At 40.4% G+C, this 18090-nt stretch carries 18 protein-coding genes; 9 read left to right on the forward strand and 9 right to left on the reverse strand.

Going from position 1 to position 18090, the window contains the following annotated elements; translation table 11 throughout:
- Positions 1–54 precede the first annotated feature (54 nt).
- Complete coding sequence (locus D2V08_RS04665) at positions 55–1722, forward strand: amidase (RefSeq protein ID WP_119606915.1); 1668 nt, start codon at positions 55–57, stop codon at positions 1720–1722.
- Here the strand turns inward: D2V08_RS04665 and D2V08_RS04670 are convergent.
- The 3 genes from D2V08_RS04670 to trmB are packed head-to-tail and all read right to left on the reverse strand — an operon-like array spanning position 1719 to position 3351.
- The gene (locus D2V08_RS04670) at positions 1719–2042 is read right to left on the reverse strand and encodes an MGMT family protein (protein ID WP_119606916.1); all 324 of its coding nucleotides are present in this window, start codon (positions 2040–2042) and stop codon (positions 1719–1721) included. The two genes, D2V08_RS04665 and D2V08_RS04670, sit on opposite strands and share 4 nt — an antisense overlap.
- 1 nt (position 2043) lies before the next feature.
- Positions 2044–2679 carry a LysE family transporter gene (locus tag D2V08_RS04675; RefSeq protein ID WP_119606917.1) on the reverse strand — a complete coding sequence of 212 codons (636 nt, stop codon included), beginning with the start codon at positions 2677–2679 and terminating at the stop codon, positions 2044–2046.
- A gap of 3 nt (positions 2680–2682) precedes the next feature.
- Positions 2683–3351 (reverse strand): tRNA (guanosine(46)-N7)-methyltransferase TrmB, encoded by a 669-nt coding sequence (gene trmB, locus D2V08_RS04680; protein ID WP_119606918.1) that lies wholly within the window; start codon positions 3349–3351, stop codon positions 2683–2685.
- A gap of 84 nt (positions 3352–3435) precedes the next feature.
- Between trmB and D2V08_RS04685 the strand changes: the two genes are divergently transcribed.
- A complete protein-coding gene (locus D2V08_RS04685) occupies positions 3436–4566 on the forward strand; it encodes a glycosyltransferase (RefSeq protein ID WP_119606919.1) in 1131 nt (376 codons plus the stop codon).
- Here D2V08_RS04685 and D2V08_RS04690 read toward each other — a convergent pair.
- A complete protein-coding gene (locus tag D2V08_RS04690; protein WP_119606920.1) occupies positions 4452–5546 on the reverse strand; it encodes a sensor histidine kinase in 1095 nt (364 codons plus the stop codon). The genes D2V08_RS04685 and D2V08_RS04690 overlap by 115 nt on opposite strands.
- On the reverse strand, positions 5546–6232 hold the full coding sequence (locus tag D2V08_RS04695) for a response regulator transcription factor (RefSeq protein WP_119606921.1): 687 nt from the start codon (positions 6230–6232) through the stop codon (positions 5546–5548). The genes D2V08_RS04690 and D2V08_RS04695 overlap by 1 nt, the downstream gene beginning before the upstream one ends.
- Positions 6233–6418: 186 nt before the next feature.
- Between D2V08_RS04695 and D2V08_RS04700 the strand changes: the two genes are divergently transcribed.
- From D2V08_RS04700 to D2V08_RS04725, 6 genes are all read left to right on the forward strand, one after another.
- Positions 6419–9244 (forward strand): TonB-dependent receptor, encoded by a 2826-nt coding sequence (locus D2V08_RS04700; RefSeq protein WP_245980500.1) that lies wholly within the window; start codon positions 6419–6421, stop codon positions 9242–9244.
- Positions 9245–9264: 20 nt separating this feature from the next.
- A complete protein-coding gene (locus tag D2V08_RS04705; RefSeq protein WP_119606922.1) occupies positions 9265–10464 on the forward strand; it encodes a beta-helix domain-containing protein in 1200 nt (399 codons plus the stop codon).
- A gap of 152 nt (positions 10465–10616) precedes the next feature.
- On the forward strand, positions 10617–10928 hold the full coding sequence (locus tag D2V08_RS04710; RefSeq protein WP_119606923.1) for a T9SS type A sorting domain-containing protein: 312 nt from the start codon (positions 10617–10619) through the stop codon (positions 10926–10928).
- A gap of 146 nt (positions 10929–11074) precedes the next feature.
- Positions 11075–11398: a T9SS type A sorting domain-containing protein gene (locus tag D2V08_RS04715; protein WP_119606924.1), complete on the forward strand. Its 324-nt coding sequence runs from the start codon at positions 11075–11077 to the stop codon at positions 11396–11398.
- A 67-nt stretch (positions 11399–11465) separates the two neighbouring features.
- On the forward strand, positions 11466–12452 hold the full coding sequence (locus D2V08_RS04720; protein WP_119606925.1) for a LuxE/PaaK family acyltransferase: 987 nt from the start codon (positions 11466–11468) through the stop codon (positions 12450–12452).
- A 117-nt stretch (positions 12453–12569) separates the two neighbouring features.
- On the forward strand, positions 12570–13115 hold the full coding sequence (locus D2V08_RS04725; RefSeq protein WP_119606926.1) for a quercetin 2,3-dioxygenase: 546 nt from the start codon (positions 12570–12572) through the stop codon (positions 13113–13115).
- 38 nt (positions 13116–13153) lie between these two features.
- Here the strand turns inward: D2V08_RS04725 and tyrS are convergent, their stop codons facing one another.
- Positions 13154–14449, reverse strand: coding sequence for a tyrosine--tRNA ligase (gene tyrS / locus D2V08_RS04730; RefSeq protein WP_182835489.1), 1296 nt, complete (start codon positions 14447–14449; stop codon positions 13154–13156).
- 85 nt (positions 14450–14534) lie between these two features.
- Here tyrS and D2V08_RS04735 point away from each other — a divergent pair, with 85 nt between their 5' ends.
- On the forward strand, positions 14535–15539 hold the full coding sequence (locus D2V08_RS04735) for an NAD-dependent epimerase/dehydratase family protein (protein ID WP_119606928.1): 1005 nt from the start codon (positions 14535–14537) through the stop codon (positions 15537–15539).
- Here D2V08_RS04735 and D2V08_RS04740 read toward each other — a convergent pair.
- From D2V08_RS04740 to D2V08_RS04750, 3 genes are read right to left on the reverse strand one after another with little or no spacing between them, the layout of a single operon-like run.
- Positions 15523–15963 carry a DUF4296 domain-containing protein gene (locus D2V08_RS04740; protein WP_119606929.1) on the reverse strand — a complete coding sequence of 147 codons (441 nt, stop codon included), beginning with the start codon at positions 15961–15963 and terminating at the stop codon, positions 15523–15525. The two genes, D2V08_RS04735 and D2V08_RS04740, sit on opposite strands and share 17 nt — an antisense overlap.
- A 3-nt stretch (positions 15964–15966) precedes the next feature.
- A complete protein-coding gene (locus tag D2V08_RS04745; protein WP_119606930.1) occupies positions 15967–17301 on the reverse strand; it encodes a dihydroorotase in 1335 nt (444 codons plus the stop codon).
- Between the two features lie 2 nt (positions 17302–17303).
- The gene (locus D2V08_RS04750) at positions 17304–18032 is read right to left on the reverse strand and encodes a polyprenol monophosphomannose synthase (RefSeq protein WP_119606931.1); all 729 of its coding nucleotides are present in this window, start codon (positions 18030–18032) and stop codon (positions 17304–17306) included.
- Positions 18033–18090 lie beyond the last annotated feature (58 nt).

Genomic DNA, 18090 nt, shown 5'->3' on the forward strand with positions numbered 1-18090 from the left:
GGTTTTTTTGAAAAACTGTAGCTTAGAAGCTGCTATTTGAAATTATCAACCAACATGCTACCAAAAACCAGAATCCCCCACTTTATTTTATTGTTTATCTCCTTGACTTGGTTTTCTTGTTCCACCAACAAAAATACCTTTACCAAAAGAGATGTAAAGAAATCGGAAAAACTGATCGGACTCCATTTTGCCAATAAAGATATTGACACCCTCTATCCCTATTTAAAACGTAACCGAAGTGGGTTTGATTCCTTGAGAAAATACCCGCTGGGGAATGATGTTTTCCCAGCCATTCGTTTTGATCCCACCCCTTTTGGTTTTACCATGCCTGAACAACAAAATGGAACTGCATGGAACATCCCCGATAATGTAGAAATTCCCGAACCATACAACCTATTGGCTTTTTACACTATTCCGCAACTAGCATCATTGATCAAAAACCAGAAAATCACTTCTACAGAGTTGACCAAGTTTTTCTTGGCTCGATTAAAGAAATATCAACCTGCCCTGCAATGTACCATCACCCTCACCGAAGATTTGGCTTTGGAACAGGCCAAGCGCGCCGATGATGAAATCAAAAGCGGAAAATATCGTGGTATTTTACACGGAATCCCTTACGGAACCAAGGATCTTATGGCCGTTCCGGGTTACCCAACGACTTGGGGCGCTGCTCCGTATAAAGACCAAATGATAAACGAAACGGCTACGGTTGTGAAAAAACTGGAAGATGCCGGAGCTATTTTAGTGGCCAAATTGGTATCCGGGGCATTGGCCCGTGGCGATGTTTGGTTCAATGGGAAAACAAAAAATCCATGGGATACCACCCAAGGGGCTAGCGGTTCTTCGGCCGGTTCAGGTTCGGCAACATCTGCTGGGCTTGTTCCTTTTGCCTTGGGTACCGAAACTTTGGGCTCCATTACCTCCCCAAGTACTCGAAACGGGGTCACCGGTCTACGCCCAACTTATGGTAGAGTTAGTCGCCACGGAGTGATGAGCTTGAGCTGGTCCATGGACAAAGTAGGTCCTTTGGGACGAAATGCGGAGGATTGTGCCATTGTTTTTGAAGCCATTCAGGGAAAAGATAATAATGACCTGACCACCGTTGATCTTCCGTTTGGGGTAAACTGGAAAAAGGATATCAAAAACCTAAAAGTGGCTTACTTGAAAAAAGATATTGAAAAGGACACCACGGAAACTGGTGAAAATCTAAGAAACGCACTCAAATCACTCAAAGAATTGGGCATTGAGCCCACAGCGGTGGAAATGCCCGAAAATGTGCCTTACCGAGGTTTTGATATTATCCTAAGAGCTGAGGCGGGAACCTTTTTTGATGAACTTGTCCGTTCTGGAGGCGTTGATATTATGGTGGAACAAGATCAGCGCTCTAGAGCTAACTCATTAAGACAGAGTAGGTTTATTCCTGCGGTGGAATATCTTCAAGCAAATAGACAGCGCCAAGTACTTATTCAAAAAATGCAGGATTTGATGAAAGACTACGATGTGCTTATTTCACCCACCTTTGGAAATGATCAACTTTTAGCAACCAACCTTACTGGGCATCCCGTAATTGCGGTTCCGACCGGTCTTGACAAGAAAAATCACCCTACAAGCATGACATTTGTGGGCAATTTGTATGATGAAGCGAGTATTTTATTGCTGGCAAAAGCATTTCAGGATGCCACATCGTTTGACGAATTGCACCCTCCGGGATATATTGATTAAAGCTCCGTGGCCGGATTCCAAAAATATTTTTGAAAATCGACAATTTGATTGTCTTTTACAGGAATCCCTTCGTTTTCGAGGAGTTGTTGCATGATATTGCTTCCATCAAAATGGTGTTTGCCTGTTAACACACCCACACGGTTTACCACACGGTGTGCGGGCACATCCTTTGCCAAGGAATTGTTCATGGCCCAGCCCACCATTCTCGCGCTCCGGGCGGCTCCTAAATATTTTGCAATGGCTCCATAAGAAGTTACCCTTCCATATGGAATCTGTTTGGCCACTTCGTAAACTTTGTCAAAGAAATTTTTTTCCTCCATGCTAGCGGTACATAATTCTAATAAGGGTAATGATAAGCAACAACAGCATCAAGGCACTCAAAATATAGTTGGAGTTTTTTGAAAAACGGTTGGTTTTGGTCTCCATTTTATCAAAATAAAAAGTGTAGAGATACAACACAGCAAAGGTCCCAGCTCCCGCGGCCACCACAAAGGTGGTAATGTCCTTGGCCTCAAACTTTATCCACCCTGCTTCGTTCCACATGGCATTTAAACCGCTGTAATAAGGAATGGTCAAGAGATTGAGGGAGGCTAACAAAACCCCCTTAAAAAAACTGTTCTTTTTACTCAGATTGACCTCTTTTATGGCCTTGGTCTGGGCTTTGTTCCGTTTTGCCATAATGAAGAAATAAACGGCAAAAAAGGCGAATACAGCCACAGCTATCTTGAATAAGATATCTATTACCTCTGGATTTTTGTATAAAAATTTAGAGATGTATACAGCAATATAGGCTTGCACCATAATGGTGCTTGAAACTCCCAAACTAAAAATAACACCGTTCAATTTTCCTTTTTCCACGCTAACTTTGGCCGCATTCATATTGAGCAAGCCCGGTGGCACGGTAGCCATAAAGGCTGCCGAAAATGTGGCGAAAAAGAGAATAAGTACGTGGGTCATTGGTTAGTTGATCCTAAATTGGATGTAAGTAATTGGTTTTCCTTTTTCAAGATACTGATTTTCATAGAAAGTTTGGATCTTGAGCACTTCGGAAGGGGCTCCCTCATTTTTGTAGACATCGTGGTTGGCATATATAATTTCGTGCCCCAAGCCTTGCAAAAGCCCTAGGGTATAGCCATGCATATACTCGCTGTCGGTTTTCAGGTTAATCAAACCTCCGGGCTTAAGAATTTTTTTGTACCGATCCAAAAACACGGGGTTCGTCATTCGATGCTTGGTGCGTTTGTACTTAATTTGCGGGTCTGGAAAGGTTATCCATATCTCGCTGACCTCTCCTTCGCCAAAAAGATGGTCCACCAATTCAATTTGAGTACGTATAAAGGCTACGTTGTTTAACTCTTGCTCCAAAGCAGTCTTGGCACCTCGCCAAAATCTTGCTCCTTTAATATCTATACCAATGTGGTTTCTGTCCGCATTCATCTCGGCGAGACCTACGGTATATTCTCCCTTGCCACAACCCAGTTCCAAAACAATAGGATTATCGTTACCAAAAAAGGATGCCCAATTGCCCTTATGCTTGAATCCGGCCAAAACCTCCTCCCGTGTGGGCTGCACCACATTGGCAAATGTTTCGTTCTCCTTAAACCTCTTGAGTTTGTTCTTACTTCCCACTTCCGTATTTAATTGAGCAAAAAATTAATGATTTGGCAAAACTAAGGAAATCTAAAAGCAATTCGCATTTTGTTTTTTTGTTGAATGGAAAATTCCAATCGGATTCTGGTCGCCCCATTAAATTGGGGGCTTGGGCATGCCACGAGATGCATACCGATTATCCGTGAATTATTGGATCATGGGCATCAGCCATTTATTGCTTCAGATGGAGTGGCGTTGTCACTTCTTAAAAAAGAATTTCCTGATTTGCCCGCTTTTGAATTGCCCTCCTACAAAATATCGTACGCAGAAAAGGGGAGGAATTTTAAAATCAAAATGATTTGGGATTCACCCAAAGTGTTCAAAGCCATTGCCAAGGAGAAAAAAGCGGTGAAGCGTTTGGTCAAGGAGCACGATTTGCAAGGAATCATTTCGGACAACCGATTGGGTGCTTATTACAAAAAGGTCCCTTGTGTGTTTATCACCCATCAACTTAATGTACTCTCTGGAAATACAACTTGGATGAGTTCCAAGGCTCATCAAAAAATCATAAAAAAATTTGATATCTGTTGGGTTCCGGATGTAAAAGAAAAACCGAACTTAACGGGGAAGTTGGGCCACCTGAAAAAAAGCAAGTTGAACATTGCCTATTTGGGTCCTTTGAGCCGATTTGAAAAAGAGGAACTTTCCATCACCCACGACTTGATGGTTTTGCTCTCTGGCCCTGAACCGCAACGGACCATGTTGGAAGAAAAACTGATGGAAGAACTTTATAAGTTCGAAGGCAACATCCTTTTTGTAAAAGGTAAAATTGAAAACCATCAGGTACAGGAAGAAATCGAAATACCCCATGGTAAAATTCTACATTATAATTTCATGAAATCCGATGAACTGGAGAAGGCTATTAATCAAAGTAAAAAAGTGCTTTGCCGATCGGGATACACCACCGTGATGGATCTTGCGAAGTTAGAAAAGAAAGCCTTTTTTATTCCCACACCTGGCCAGTATGAACAAGAATATTTGGCCAAACGGATGCAAAAGCAAGGACTTGTTCCATATAGCACTCAGGAAGATTTCAAACTAAACGATTTATCCAGAATAGATGATTCTGACGGCCTAACTCAATTTGAATCCGTGGTGGATTTTTCTTCGTTATTCGAAATTTTCTCCGCGGCAGAAGCCTTTTCCAAAGTAAAGGAGAACTCGGAACCTACATCCACCTCACTCTCCACGTAGATTTTTTCACCATGCGCCTCCACAATATGCTTTACAATGGAGAGCCCAAGTCCTGAGCCTCCTTCCGTTCGGCTACCACTTTGATCAACACGGTAAAACCGTTCAAAAAGCCTTGGGATGTGCTGTTTTGGAATTCCACCACCGTTATCGGTAACCCGAACAATCACCTTGTTTTTGATAAGATTCTCTACACTTACCTCGGTAGTTCCTTTGGGCAGGCCATATTTGATGGAATTGACCAATAAATTACTGATTACCTGCTGTATTTTATCCTTATCCCCATTTACATAAATAGGTTCGGGATATTCCATATCAAAAGTGAGGGAAATTTCCTTTTTAGCAGCTTTCATCTCCAAAAGGTCGAATGTATTTTGAATCAACTCAATGATGTCAAAATCCTCTCGTTCCAACTTTAATTCACCTGCTTCAAGTTTGGTGATCAGGTCAAGGTCTTTTACAATATAAATTAAACGTTCCACCCCCTTGTTGGCACGTTGGAGGTATTTTTTTCGAAGCTTTTTATCCTTCATCGCCCCATCCAACAAAGTCAAAATATAACCCTGTACGGTAAAGAGTGGTGTTTTTAACTCATGGGAAACATTGCCCAAAAAGTCCTTTCTGTACTCTTCCCGAATTTTAAGGGTATCAATTTCTATTTTCTTTCCTTCGGCAAATTTTTCGATTTCCTGCACCAAGGTCCTCATATCGGTGGTGACTGGTTTGGAGGAAAAGGATGATGATTCCAAAAGGGATACATCATCATAAATTCTTTTGATACGTCGGTAGATAAACCGTTCCACTCGTATTTGTATGATGGCGAAACAAATCACAAAACATATCAAGGCAAAAAGAACGATATGTGGCCAATCGATATGTTCAAGATCCGTATGGAACCCCGCGAACACGGCAGTAATTAAAAGTGTAATAACCAGCGAAGACCTTAAGGCAAACTTGTATGATTTCCTTAACTTAATGGCCATTAGAGTACAAACTTATACCCCACGCCTTTTACGGTTTTAAAGTGGTGATCCCCGATTTTTTCGCGTAGTTTTCTAATATGAACATCTATGGTTCGGCCTCCAACAACTACTTCGTTGCCCCAAACTTTGTCCAAAATAACTTCACGTTTAAACACTTTATTGGGTTTTGAGGTCAATAGGGACAGTAGTTCAAATTCTTTTCTTGGAAGTACCATTTCCTCGCCATTGTTTACGATTTTGTATTCTTCTCTATTGATGACAATATCACCAACCTTGACAATATCCTCTACTTCTTTATTATCATCTTTCAACCTTCTCAACAAAGCTTTTACCTTGCTCACCAAAACTTTTGGTTTTATAGGCTTGGTGATATAATCGTCTGCACCGGCATCAAATCCGGCAACTTGGGAATAGTCTTCGCCTCGGGCGGTCAGGAAAGTAATTATGGTATTTTCCAACCCAGGAGTGTTTCGGATAACTTCACATGCTTCAATACCATCCATTTCTGGCATCATCACATCCATAATAATGAGATGAGGGCCCTTCCTCTTGGCTTTGGCCACGCCTTCCGCTCCGTTTTTGGCAGTGAATACTTCATAGCCTTCAGAAGAAAGGTTATAGCTTATAATTTCCAGAATATCAGGTTCATCGTCAACCAGTAAAATCTTAATGTCCTTGTTTTTCATGGGATGATATTTCAATGTTAATCGTCCAAATGTAAAGATAATACACTTACGGGATAAACGCTTAACGTTGATTTAATCTAGTAACATTATTGTAACGCAATTGAAATAAACACTTAACATACAACTAACACGGCTTTTACAACCTACCTGTTTCTTTGCCCCAAAATTAATCCTACAGAGTAGCGTATGAAAACCTATTTAATATTGGCCTTTTCTTTTTTCACTTTAATGCTTACCGCACAAGAAAACGGTAGCGTTGTGGGAAAACTTACAGATAAGGAACTTAACGATGACCCTCTACCTTTTGCTAATGTCCTGATAAAAGGTACCACTATGGGTACTACTTCGGATTTTGATGGTCTTTTCCAGATTGCTGATGTTGAACCCGGAACCTATACTTTGGTATTTAGCTTCTTGGGATATGAAACTTTGGAAATCCCAAATGTTGTGATCGAGGCGGGAAAAGTTACGGAGATAAATGCTGGTCTTGGCGCTAGTAGTGTGGGGCTGGATGAAGTTGTCGTAACCACTACAGCGAGCAAAGACTCTGAAATAGCATTATTGCTACAGCAAAAAAATGCTTTGGTGATGCAAGAGGCCATCAGCGCAGAGGCACTTACCCTAAAAGGTATCGATGATGCTGCAGCGGCTGTGGCGCAAATATCTGGTATTTCCAAACAGCAAGGATCTAGCAATGTATATGTTAGAGGTTTGGGCGATCGCTACCAGAATACCACTATGAACGGTCTGTCATTGCCTTCCAACGATGTGAACAAGAAAAATATCAACTTGGACTTGTTTGGGTCAAGTATAATTGAAAACGTAGCGGTAAGCAAAGCGTATAGCCCAACTTTTTATGGGGATTTTGCCGCAGGTAATGTAAATGTAGATTCTAAGGAGTATACCGGAGATGGATATATTGAGGTTTCTTTAGGTGGCGGAATCAACACCAATGCTGCCGGTGAAGAATTCTTGAAAAGCGAGGGAACCAGTGATTTTGGTTTTTACAACAGATATGATAACGACCCGTTTGCAGTTGTGCTATCACATGGAGTAGACCCAGAATCTTCTTGGGAACCCATCAATATTAATGGAGCTATTGAAGGAGGATACTCTTTCAATTTCAACGATGATGAATCAAGATTGAGCTTTTTTGGAGCGGCAAGCTTTTCCAACGGATATGAAATTTGGGAAGGTCCTGCAAGAGATTTCACCAACGTTTTGAAAATCGATTTCCCAAATGTTCGTGAATATGCTTACAAAACAACTACAACTGCACTAGGAAATATTTCGTACAGAATCAACAGTGAAAACAAGATTAAGTTCAACTCCCTTTTTGTAAACAGTGCTGCTGACCGTGTTGGATATTACGGTGTAAACGGACAAGGTACCAACAGGGATGCCATCCTTAATACAGATGAAGGTTTTTATGTAATGAACGTTCAGTTCAATCAGGATATGATTTTTGTTAATCAGTTGACCGGACAGCATGTTTTTGATGAGAAATTGACTTTTGATTGGGGTGTAGGTTTTAACAAGGTATTCTCCGATGAGCCGGATAGAAAAAGAATCACTTTGGAGAACTATCACTACGCATTGGATAATGACAATACTACCAATCCTGTTTTCTATACCAACATACCTTTTGATAACCAAAGGTTTTTCCAAAGCATCGAAGATGACGAATTGAACAGCTTTATGAACCTAGGGTATCAGGCTTCAGAAAAAGTAAAGTTCAACTTTGGATACAATGGACGAAGAAAAGAACGTAGGTTCAATAGTATAAGATATGGTTACGATATCCAAGATAGGGACAACACACCTATCAGCGACGTTAACAATCTCGATCCTATTTTTGATGTAACCAACATCAATATTCCTGATGGCGAAGGGCTTTGGAACACTATAGTATTGAATCCTATTAGCAATGAAATCGGAAACACCAACAGACCTGGTCTTCCTGAAAATACGTATAAAGGAAACTTGAATATCCATGCACTTTATGCAACAGCCGAATTGGGTCTTACCGAAAAATTCAGCATTGTTCCAGGTTTGCGCGTCGAATCTTATAGTCAAAAAGTAGTTTACGACGTAATCAACATCAATGCTACCGATCCTGGTTTTAGAGAGGTTTATGAAAATATTTTCTTGCCAAGTTTAAACGCTAAGTATTCCCTTACAGAAAATTCTAACTTAAGGGCAAGTTTTAGTAAAACAGCATCGTTTCCAGAATTTAAGGAAGCTGCACCCTTTGTTTACGAGTCGGTAACTCAAAGAGTAGGTGGTAACCCTGACCTATTGGGAGGACTCGATGGAAATGGACCAACTTATTCGGACATCTACAACTACGACCTTAAATACGAATGGTTCTTGGAAAGAGGCGAAATAATTTCTGTCGCTGCTTTCGCCAAAACCATTAAAGATCCTGTAAACCGAGTTGTTGCAGCCGATGCGACCGGTACACAACGTTATTTTAGAACAGGGGAGCAAGCTGATGTTTATGGGGTAGAATTGGAACTGCGTAAAAACTTACTAATGGATGCGGATGAAAACGCCATCGTTTCAGCTGGTGTCAATGCAGCATATACCCATACCGAGCAAGACTTAAGAGATATCCCCGCTGGTTCGGAAAACACATTCGGAACCAATTTTGATCGTGACTCTGATGAACTTGAAGGTGCATCACCTTTTATCATAAACGCTGATTTGAACTATAGCCCGGTATTTGGAAGCTATAAACCAAAAGCCACAGTAGCTTTCTCTTATTTCTCTGATCGCATTTTTTCATTGGGAGCAGGTAGCTTAGGAAACATTGTGGAAAGAGCCGTACCTACATTGAATTTTGTTTGGCAAAATTCCTTCGGTGAGCATTTTGAAGCAAACCTTTCCGCAAAAAATATTTTAGATCCAGATATCTCATTGGTTAGGGAAGGTACCGGAATCGGAGATGTCATCATACGAGAGTATAACCTTGGGGTTAACGTTGGGCTAACCCTTAAATATAAATTTTAATTCTTTCTAAATTCTTACAAATGAAAAACAAGTTTTTATTTTTAGGTATAGCCGCTGCACTATTCATTGCATGTGAAGCTGACGATACCTCCGATATTGTTATCAACGATAGCAGTGTTACAAACAATACCACCAACAATACAACCGGAGGTGGCTCAGAGACCACTACTGTAAACCTGAGTGGTGTGTACACTTCAGATCTATCTTTAGATGCTGATACCGAGTACATTGTTACAGGTCCAGTTCTTATTGCTGACGGAGCAACAATGATCGTACCTGCCGGTATGACCATTAAAGCCGAGCCAGTAGGAGTAAATGCCTACATTGCAATTCAACAAGGTGCAAAAATCGTTGCTAACGGTACTGCTTCCAATCCAATCGTATTTACTTCAAATGCAGCAAATCCAAGCTCAGGAAACTGGGGTGGAATAGTACTTTGTGGTAAGGCACCTATCAACTCAACTGCAGATGGTTCAGTAGATACGGCAACAACAGAAGTTGGAGGTTTGTCTTTCGGTGGAAACACTCCGGGAGATGATTCTGGAAGTCTTCAGTATGTTCGTATCGAGTATGCAGGTGGTGCCATTGATGGTAACGCTGAGTTAAATGGACTTTCTGTTTACGGAGTTGGTACGGGAACCACTATCGATTATGTTGAAGTTTATGAAGGCTCTGATGACGGATTCGAATTCTTTGGTGGTACTGTTGAAGCAAGCCACTTGGTAGTTGTAAATTCAGAGGATGATTCCATTGACTGGACAGAAGGATTCGTGGGATCATTGACAGATGTTTACGTACAGCACGGAACTAGCCACGACAAAGCTTTTGAGTGCGATGGTTACAATACGGACTTCAGTAACGAAGGTGGGTATTTCTCTGCTCCTACTGTAACCAACGTAACAATTGTTGGTGTTAATGATGGAACCAGTGAAGCTATCAGACTAAGAGCTGGTACTCAAGGTACGTTCACCAATGTTGTTTTCAACGACTTTGATGAGGCATTTGATTTGGATGGTGATGCAGGTGACAACCCAACCGGACAAGGTGTATTGGACGACCTACTAAATGCTGTAGATGTAACGTTCAACAATGTTACCACTACTTTGAAGAACGATACCGGAGAAGTTTTCAACGAATCAGACTTCATTACAGGTGTTGGTAATGGTACAGGAACCGATATTGCAACTTGGGGAGCTGGTTGGACGGTTGGTATCAACTAGTAAAATTCCTTTTAAAATATAAAGAGCCCTCGACTTATCGGGGGCTTCTTTTTTGCATTTCATCGAAAAGTAACCCTCTATTCGTCAAACGGTTCCACTTTCGCATTGCAATTTTTATATATTTGTGGCATAGCCTTTGCATCCATTAACATATGAAGCACTTTTACCTAGTCATTCTCTTTTTTGTCTGTGCACTTGGGTTTTCTCAGGAAAGCGCCAAGACAAGTGCGGATATTGACGGGTTTAAGCTTTATCCCAACCCAGTTACCCAAGGCAAGGTATACATCGAGACCAAGCTCAATGCTCCTAAAAAAATTCATGTATTTGATGTACTGGGAACACAAGTACTGCAAACCACTATTTTAGGAAAGGAACTCAACCTTTCCGATTTGGATAAAGGCGTCTACATTCTTAGGGTTTTTGAGCAAAACAAAGTTGCCACTAGAAAGCTCATTGTGAAGTAGTTCACTGCTTTTTACCCCTACCCAAAGATCCTAAACAACAATTTCCAACGCTTTACCACCTGTTTTAGTGTTTTCACAACATAATATGGGCAACATTACACTGTTTACCTACTTTTATATTGCACATATACCCCAAATCTGCTTTTATGAAGAAAATCTACTTTGTTTTACTTATGGCTTTACCATTACTTTCTTTCGGTCAAGATCTGGTTACAGTGAACAATGAACCTGTTCAAGAGCTCAAGGGTTTTAAAATGTACCCTAATCCAGCCTACGGGAATGAAGTCTATATCACTACAGAATCCAATGGAACCAAACAAATCAAGATTTATGATGTTTTTGGAGAGGTAGTGCTAACCAATAGAATAACCACAAACACTTTAGATATATCCAGATTGGTTCCAGGTGTTTATGTACTCCAAGTAACGGAACGCAAAAAAACCATGACCAGAAAGCTGGTCGTAAAATAAAAAACAACATATTTTTAAAGCCCTTTTCACGAAGGGCTTTTTTATTTTTAGGTACTTTTGGACCTGAATGAAACAATTTGATACCTATCGGATTTTCAATATCAGCAATGCAGATGAATTTGATACGTTGGCATTGGACGTTTTCCGGTTTCAATATGGAAATAACAAGGTTTACCAACAATTTTGCGACTACCTGAAAAAGTCACCCCAAAAGGTTTCCCTGCTAGAAGAAATCCCCTTTTTGCCTATTTCATTTTTTAAGTCCCACAAAGTGCTTTCAACCCAAAAGGAAGCAAAAACTATTTTTACAAGTAGTGGCACAACACAAAGCATTACTAGCAAACATTATGTTCCTGACCTTAAACTATACGAAGAAAGTTTTTTGAAAGCCTTTAAAACTTTCTATGGTTCGCCAGAAGAGCTGTGCATTCTAGCCCTTTTACCATCTTATCTGGAAAGAGAAGGTTCATCATTGATTTATATGGTCAAAAGCCTTATAGAAAAATCTGAGCACCCAGAAAGTGGGTTTTACCTCCACAACCTTGAAGAACTTCATCAAAAACTTCAAGACCTTGATAAAAGTGGTAAAAAAACCCTATTAATTGGTGTTTCTTTCGCACTACTGGATCTGGCTGAACAATTTCCCGTGCATTTAAAAAATACCATCGTTATGGAAACTGGTGGTATGAAAGGCCGTCGTAAAGAGCTTATTCGCGAAGAACTACATCAAATCTTAAAACAAGGATTGGGCGTTAACAAAATCCACTCAGAATATGGTATGACGGAACTTTTGTCCCAAGGATATTCCAAAGGTGATGGGATTTTTCAAACCCCACCATGGATGAAAATAATCACTCGGGATACGGAAGATCCTTTGACCATACAGTCCAACGGAAAAACTGGGGGAATCAATGTTATTGATTTGGCCAACATCTATTCCTGCTCATTTATCGCTACGCAAGATTTAGGAAAAACCTATCCCGACGGAACTTTTGAAGTACTGGGTCGCTTTGATGATTCAGACATCAGAGGATGCAATTTGATGGTACTTTAAACCAGACAAAAGTCAATCTCACCCCATCTACACACAATACAGTACCTTTTACATATACCTAAGCATCATATTTTCAGAGTTTTGCGTAATTTATTTACGAAACCAAACAAACATAAGATGAATAGAAATGTATTTTTAAAACGTAGTGCCCTCTCTGCAGCGGCACTTGCCTCCTTGCCCGCATTTGCCCATTTTTCTTCCAAAGATGAAAAAGATGGCAAACCTCTTGATCCGAAAATTGTAAGAAAGGGTGAAGGCAAACAAGTAAATGTGATCGGTGATCAACAAACCTTTAAACTGACCAGCGAGGATACCAATGGTCTTTTTACTTTGATTGAAGAAGTAAATCCACCAGGAACCATGATTCCACCCCATGTGCACACCAATGAAGACGAAATATTCAAAGTTTTGGAAGGAGAGCTGGAAGTTACCGTAGGTGACGAAACCACAATTTTGAAAGCAGGAGATTTGGCTTTTGCACCTAAAAATGTTCCACATACTTGGAAAGTAGTCGGAGACCAAGATTGCAAAACCATTTTAAGCGTTTTTCCAGCAGGTCTGGAATTGATGTTTGAAGAATTGGGGAAATTGCCACCTGGTCCACCAGATTTTGCCAAGATCAGTGAAATATGTGGCCGGTACGGCATCTCCTTTTTGGCATAAAAAAACAAAAGCCATCTTTAAAAGATGGCTTTTTCATTTTATTCTACTACCAGAACAAAATAATTCTTCTTGCCACGTTGTAGCAACACAAATTTATCATTGATTAAATCTGATGCTGTTATCAGATAATCGTCCTTTACCTTTTCCTTATTTACCGAAATGGAATTTTGTTTCAGCTCCCTTCTTGCTTCACCGTTGGAACCCAAAAAGCTAGTCTTGGCTGCCAATGCTCCAATCATATCCAAACCAGGCTCAAGCTCATCTTTTGCAATAGTAGCTTGGGGAACCCCATCAAAAACATCCAAAAATGTTTTTTCGTTCAGCTGTTTCAAGTCTTCAGAAGTTGATTTTCCAAATAGGATATTACTGGCCTTTATAGCATTGTCCAAATCCTCCTTAGAATGTACCATTACAGTGACCTCTTCGGCCAGTCTTTTTTGAAGTGCCCTCATGTGTGGCGCTTCTTTATGTTCCGCTACCAAATCCTCAATCTCCTTTTGGCTCAAGAATGTAAAAATCTTGATGTATTTCTCAGCATCTTCATCGGAAGTATTCAACCAATATTGGTAAAATTTATAGGGAGAGGTTCTTTCCGCATCCAGCCAGATATTACCTCCCTCAGTTTTTCCAAACTTGGTCCCATCGGCTTTGGTAATCAATGGACAAGTAAGTGCATAGCCCTTGCCTCCACCTATTCTTCTTATTAGCTCGGTTCCTGTGGTAATATTCCCCCATTGGTCACTGCCCCCCATTTGAAGGCTACAATTATGGTTTTGATAGAGGTATAAAAAGTCATATCCCTGCACCAACTGATAGGTAAACTCTGTGAAGGACATCCCTTCCTTGGCATCCGAAGAAAGTCGCTTTTTTACCGAATCCTTTGCCATCATGTAGTTTACGGTAATATGTTTTCCCACATCACGTATAAATTCCAAAAACGAAAAGTTTTTCATCCAATCGTAGTTGTTCACCAAAACCGCGGCGTTGGCCTCACCACTTTCAAAATCCAAAAAACGGCTCAATTGTTCTTTTAGGGCATCCTCGTTATGGCGAAGTGTTTTCTCATCCAAAAGATTTCGTTCCGCCGACTTACCAGATGGATCTCCTATCATTCCCGTGGCACCTCCAACCAATGCATAAGGCTTGTGCCCGGCCAATTGAAAATGCTTGAGCATCATTACACCTACCAAATGGCCTATGTGCAAAGAGTCTGCCGTTGGGTCTATCCCCACGTAAGCAGCACGCATTTCTTCCATTAGGTGCTCCTCCGCCCCAGGCATTACATCGTGCACCATTCCCCTCCATTGCAATTCTTGAACAAAATTCTTCGTCATGATCAGTATTTTGGAATAGCTGCAAATATAAAATGAAGTTGGCATTTCCCTCAATTTTTACAGCACAAATAGGTACTTTTACCTTATGATTTTGGTTACAGGAGGTACTGGATTGATTGGTTCCCACTTACTTTTCCATTTAATTACCAATGGGAACAGCGTCAGAAGCAATTATAGGACCAAAGCGTCCATAGAAAAAGTCCACAAAGTTTTCGGGTACTATACAGATGACCCGTCCCATTTGATTGAACAAATTGATTGGGTACAGGCAGACATTGCAGACTTAGGTGGTCTTGATTCTCTTTTTGACGGTATCGAATACGTATACCATTGTGCCGCTTTAATTTCCTTTGACCCTAAAGACTTTAAAATTCTTGAACGCACCAATGTGGAAGGCACGGGCAATGTGGTGAACCTTTCCCTAAAACATGGCATTAAAAAACTATGTTATGTGAGTTCCATTGCAGCCATTGGCCCTATTATTAAAGGGAAAGAGTCCACTGAGGAAAACGAATGGAACGAAGCAAAGGCCTCTGTCTACGGAATTACCAAATATGAAGCCGAGCTCGAAGTTTGGCGTGGCTCCCAAGAAGGTCTCTCCATAGTTATAATTAATCCAGGAGTCGTCATTGGACCTGGATTTTGGAAGTCGGGAAGTGGAACCTTCTTTAGCTATGCATCAAAAGGCAAAAAGTATTTTATACCTGGCGGAACGGGATTTGTAACCATAAACGACGTCATCAATGCGATGGCGAAGTTGATGGATTCCAATATCCAAACTGAGCGTTTCATTCTGGTAAACCAAAACATGACCTATGAAAAGCTATTCCAAAAAATAGCGCCAAAACTGGGTGTAGCACCACCAACTAAAAAGGTCTCAAAATTTATGCTGGAATGTTTTTGGCGGTGGGATTGGGTGCGCAGCAATATATTTGGAAAAAGAAGAAAGCTGTCCAGGGCCATGGCCAACGGATTGTATCATCAAGAAAACTACAGCAATCAAAAAATAAAATCAAGGTTGGATTTTACCTTTGAAGACTTGGACAAATCTATAGTGTTTTGCTGTGATAAATTTATGGAGAAGGTGTAGACTTGTTCTCTTTTTCTTCCTTAATCGCCTTTAAAGAATCACTTCGTTTTTTGTTCGCTTTCCTTATACTATCGTTCCTTCGTTCCCCAATAGCTTCCAAAGTATCCTTTTGCTTTTTTATTCTAGCCTCAACCCCTTCATAAATAGATTGGTATTCTAAAGGAATCGATGCATAATATAAATCGCTTTGGGAAAACTGTGTGCTATCTATGTCGTATTTTTCATAAAGAAACTCCATAACCTCTATACCAGAATCTTTTAACTTACTACTTGTCAAGGATTTTGAAGCATTTAAAATGGCCAAATCATGAAGAATCCCTGTCATTTTTTCTTTGGGTATTAGGTTTTTGGGTTCCTTCACTACTTTTTCAGCACAGGCCACCAACAAAATCATACCAAAAAATAATGTGACGATATATTTCATCTCCTAACGATTAAACGTGAGTCTTTTTGCATTCTTTTCGGTACTAAATGTGCCATTTTCATAAGCCAACAGACCATTCACAAAAGTTCGTTTCACCTCGGAGTCAAAAGTAATACCTTCAAAAGGAGACCATCCGCATTTATAGAAAATATTGGCTTTTTTAACCTCATTTTTAGAATTTCGGTTCACTTGCACCAAATCGGCAAAATAGCCTTCACGAATAAAGCCTCGACGATCAATATCAAAAAGCTTGGCAGGGTTGTGGCACATTTTCTCGACCATCTTTTCCAAACTTATAACTCCCTCTTTTTCTTTTTGGAGCATTGCCAATAATGCATGCTGTACCAACGGTCCCCCTGATGGTGCCTTGGTATATGGGTTGTCTTTTTCTTCAAGGGTGTGGGGAGCATGATCTGTAGCAACAATATCGAATCGGTCATCCAAAAGTGCCTCCCAAAGTTTTTCCCTATCATTTTTGGTCTTAACAGCAGGGTTCCATTTGATCAGTGTACCTTTTTTAGCATAATCCTCATCAGAAAACCATAAATGGTGAATGCATACCTCAGCGGTAATCTTTTTTTCCTCTAAAGGAATTTTATTCGTAAACAAATCGGTTTCGATTCCGGTAGAAACATGGAAAACATGCAATCTTGCTCCTGTTTTTTTGGCCAGGTCAATGGCTTTTGAGGAGGAAAGATAACAAGCTTCAGCACTACGGATGATAGGATGCATCTCTATGGGAATATTGTCCCCGTATTTTTCTTTGTATTTGGCCAAATTGGCCCGAATGGTTCCTTCATCCTCACAATGGGCAGAAATGACCATTTCGGTATTCCTAAAAATCTGTTCCAAGACTTTCTCATCGTCCACCAGCATATTTCCTGTGGAAGAACCCAAGAACAATTTAACCCCGGAACAGGCATTTTTGTCCAATCGTTTCAGTTCTTCCAAGTTATCGTTGGTTCCTCCAAAAAGAAACGAATAGTTCGCGAAAGAGTCCTTTGCTGCAATAGCAAACTTATCCTCTAATTTCTTTATAGTGGTGGTCTGTGGATTTGTATTGGGCTGCTCCATAAAAGTAGTGATACCACCAGCAATAGCGGCTCTACTTTCGGTTGCAATGGTACCTTTATGGGTGAGGCCCGGTTCCCTAAAATGTACCTGATCGTCAATGATTCCTGGCAATAAAAGGTCCCCTTCCAAATCAATGACCTTGGCATTGGAATCGGAAATATCTGTGTCTATTCGGGCAATAAAATCACCTTCCACCAACACATCGGATTCAAAAATGCTATTCTCATTGACAATCTTTGCATTTTTCAACAGAATTTTCGACATAACTAAAAGTTCTTTTTAAAAAATATACTCCTAAATTTCATGGCAATCACTCCAAAAATGGCTTCCCTAATAATCGCGGAGTTCATTTTGGATTTTCCATGCACCCGATCGGTAAATATAATGGAGACTTCTTCAATCTTGAATTTCTTGAGATAGGCCCTATACTTCATCTCAATCTGAAATGCATATCCAATAAAACGAACATTATCCAAGTTGATGGTTTCCAACACCTTTCTTTTATAGCAGACAAAACCTGCAGTGGGATCATGCACCTTCATTCCCGTTATCAATTTTACATAAAACGACGCCCCATAGGAAAGTAAAATCCTAGCTAATGGCCAGTTGACAACATTGACTCCTTTTTTGTACCGTGAACCAACGGCAACATCGGCCCCGTTAAGGCATGCTCTGTGCAAACGGGAAAGGTCGGCAGGCCGATGCGAAAAATCTGCATCCATCTCAAAAATGTAATCATAACCATTTTTCAATGCCCATTTAAAACCGTGGATGTAAGCTGTCCCCAAACCTGATTTTTCTTTTCGGACTTCTAAAAAGAGTCTTTCTGGAAATTCTTTTTGTAGGTTTCTTACACAATCTGCTGTACCATCGGGAGAGTTATCATCTACCACTAGAACATGAAAATCCTTTTTGAGGTCGAAAACCGTTTTAACTATGGCCTCGATATTTTCGATTTCATTGAATGTGGGTATAATGACCAAGCCGTCTGCCATTCTCACTAGATTAGAATGTCAAAAATACGGTTTTCTAACTTGCCTACACAAGTTACTA

The sequence above is a fragment of the Flagellimonas lutimaris genome, from assembly GCF_003581615.1.
In the GTDB taxonomy this organism is placed as follows: Bacteria; Bacteroidota; Bacteroidia; order Flavobacteriales; family Flavobacteriaceae; genus Flagellimonas; species Flagellimonas lutimaris.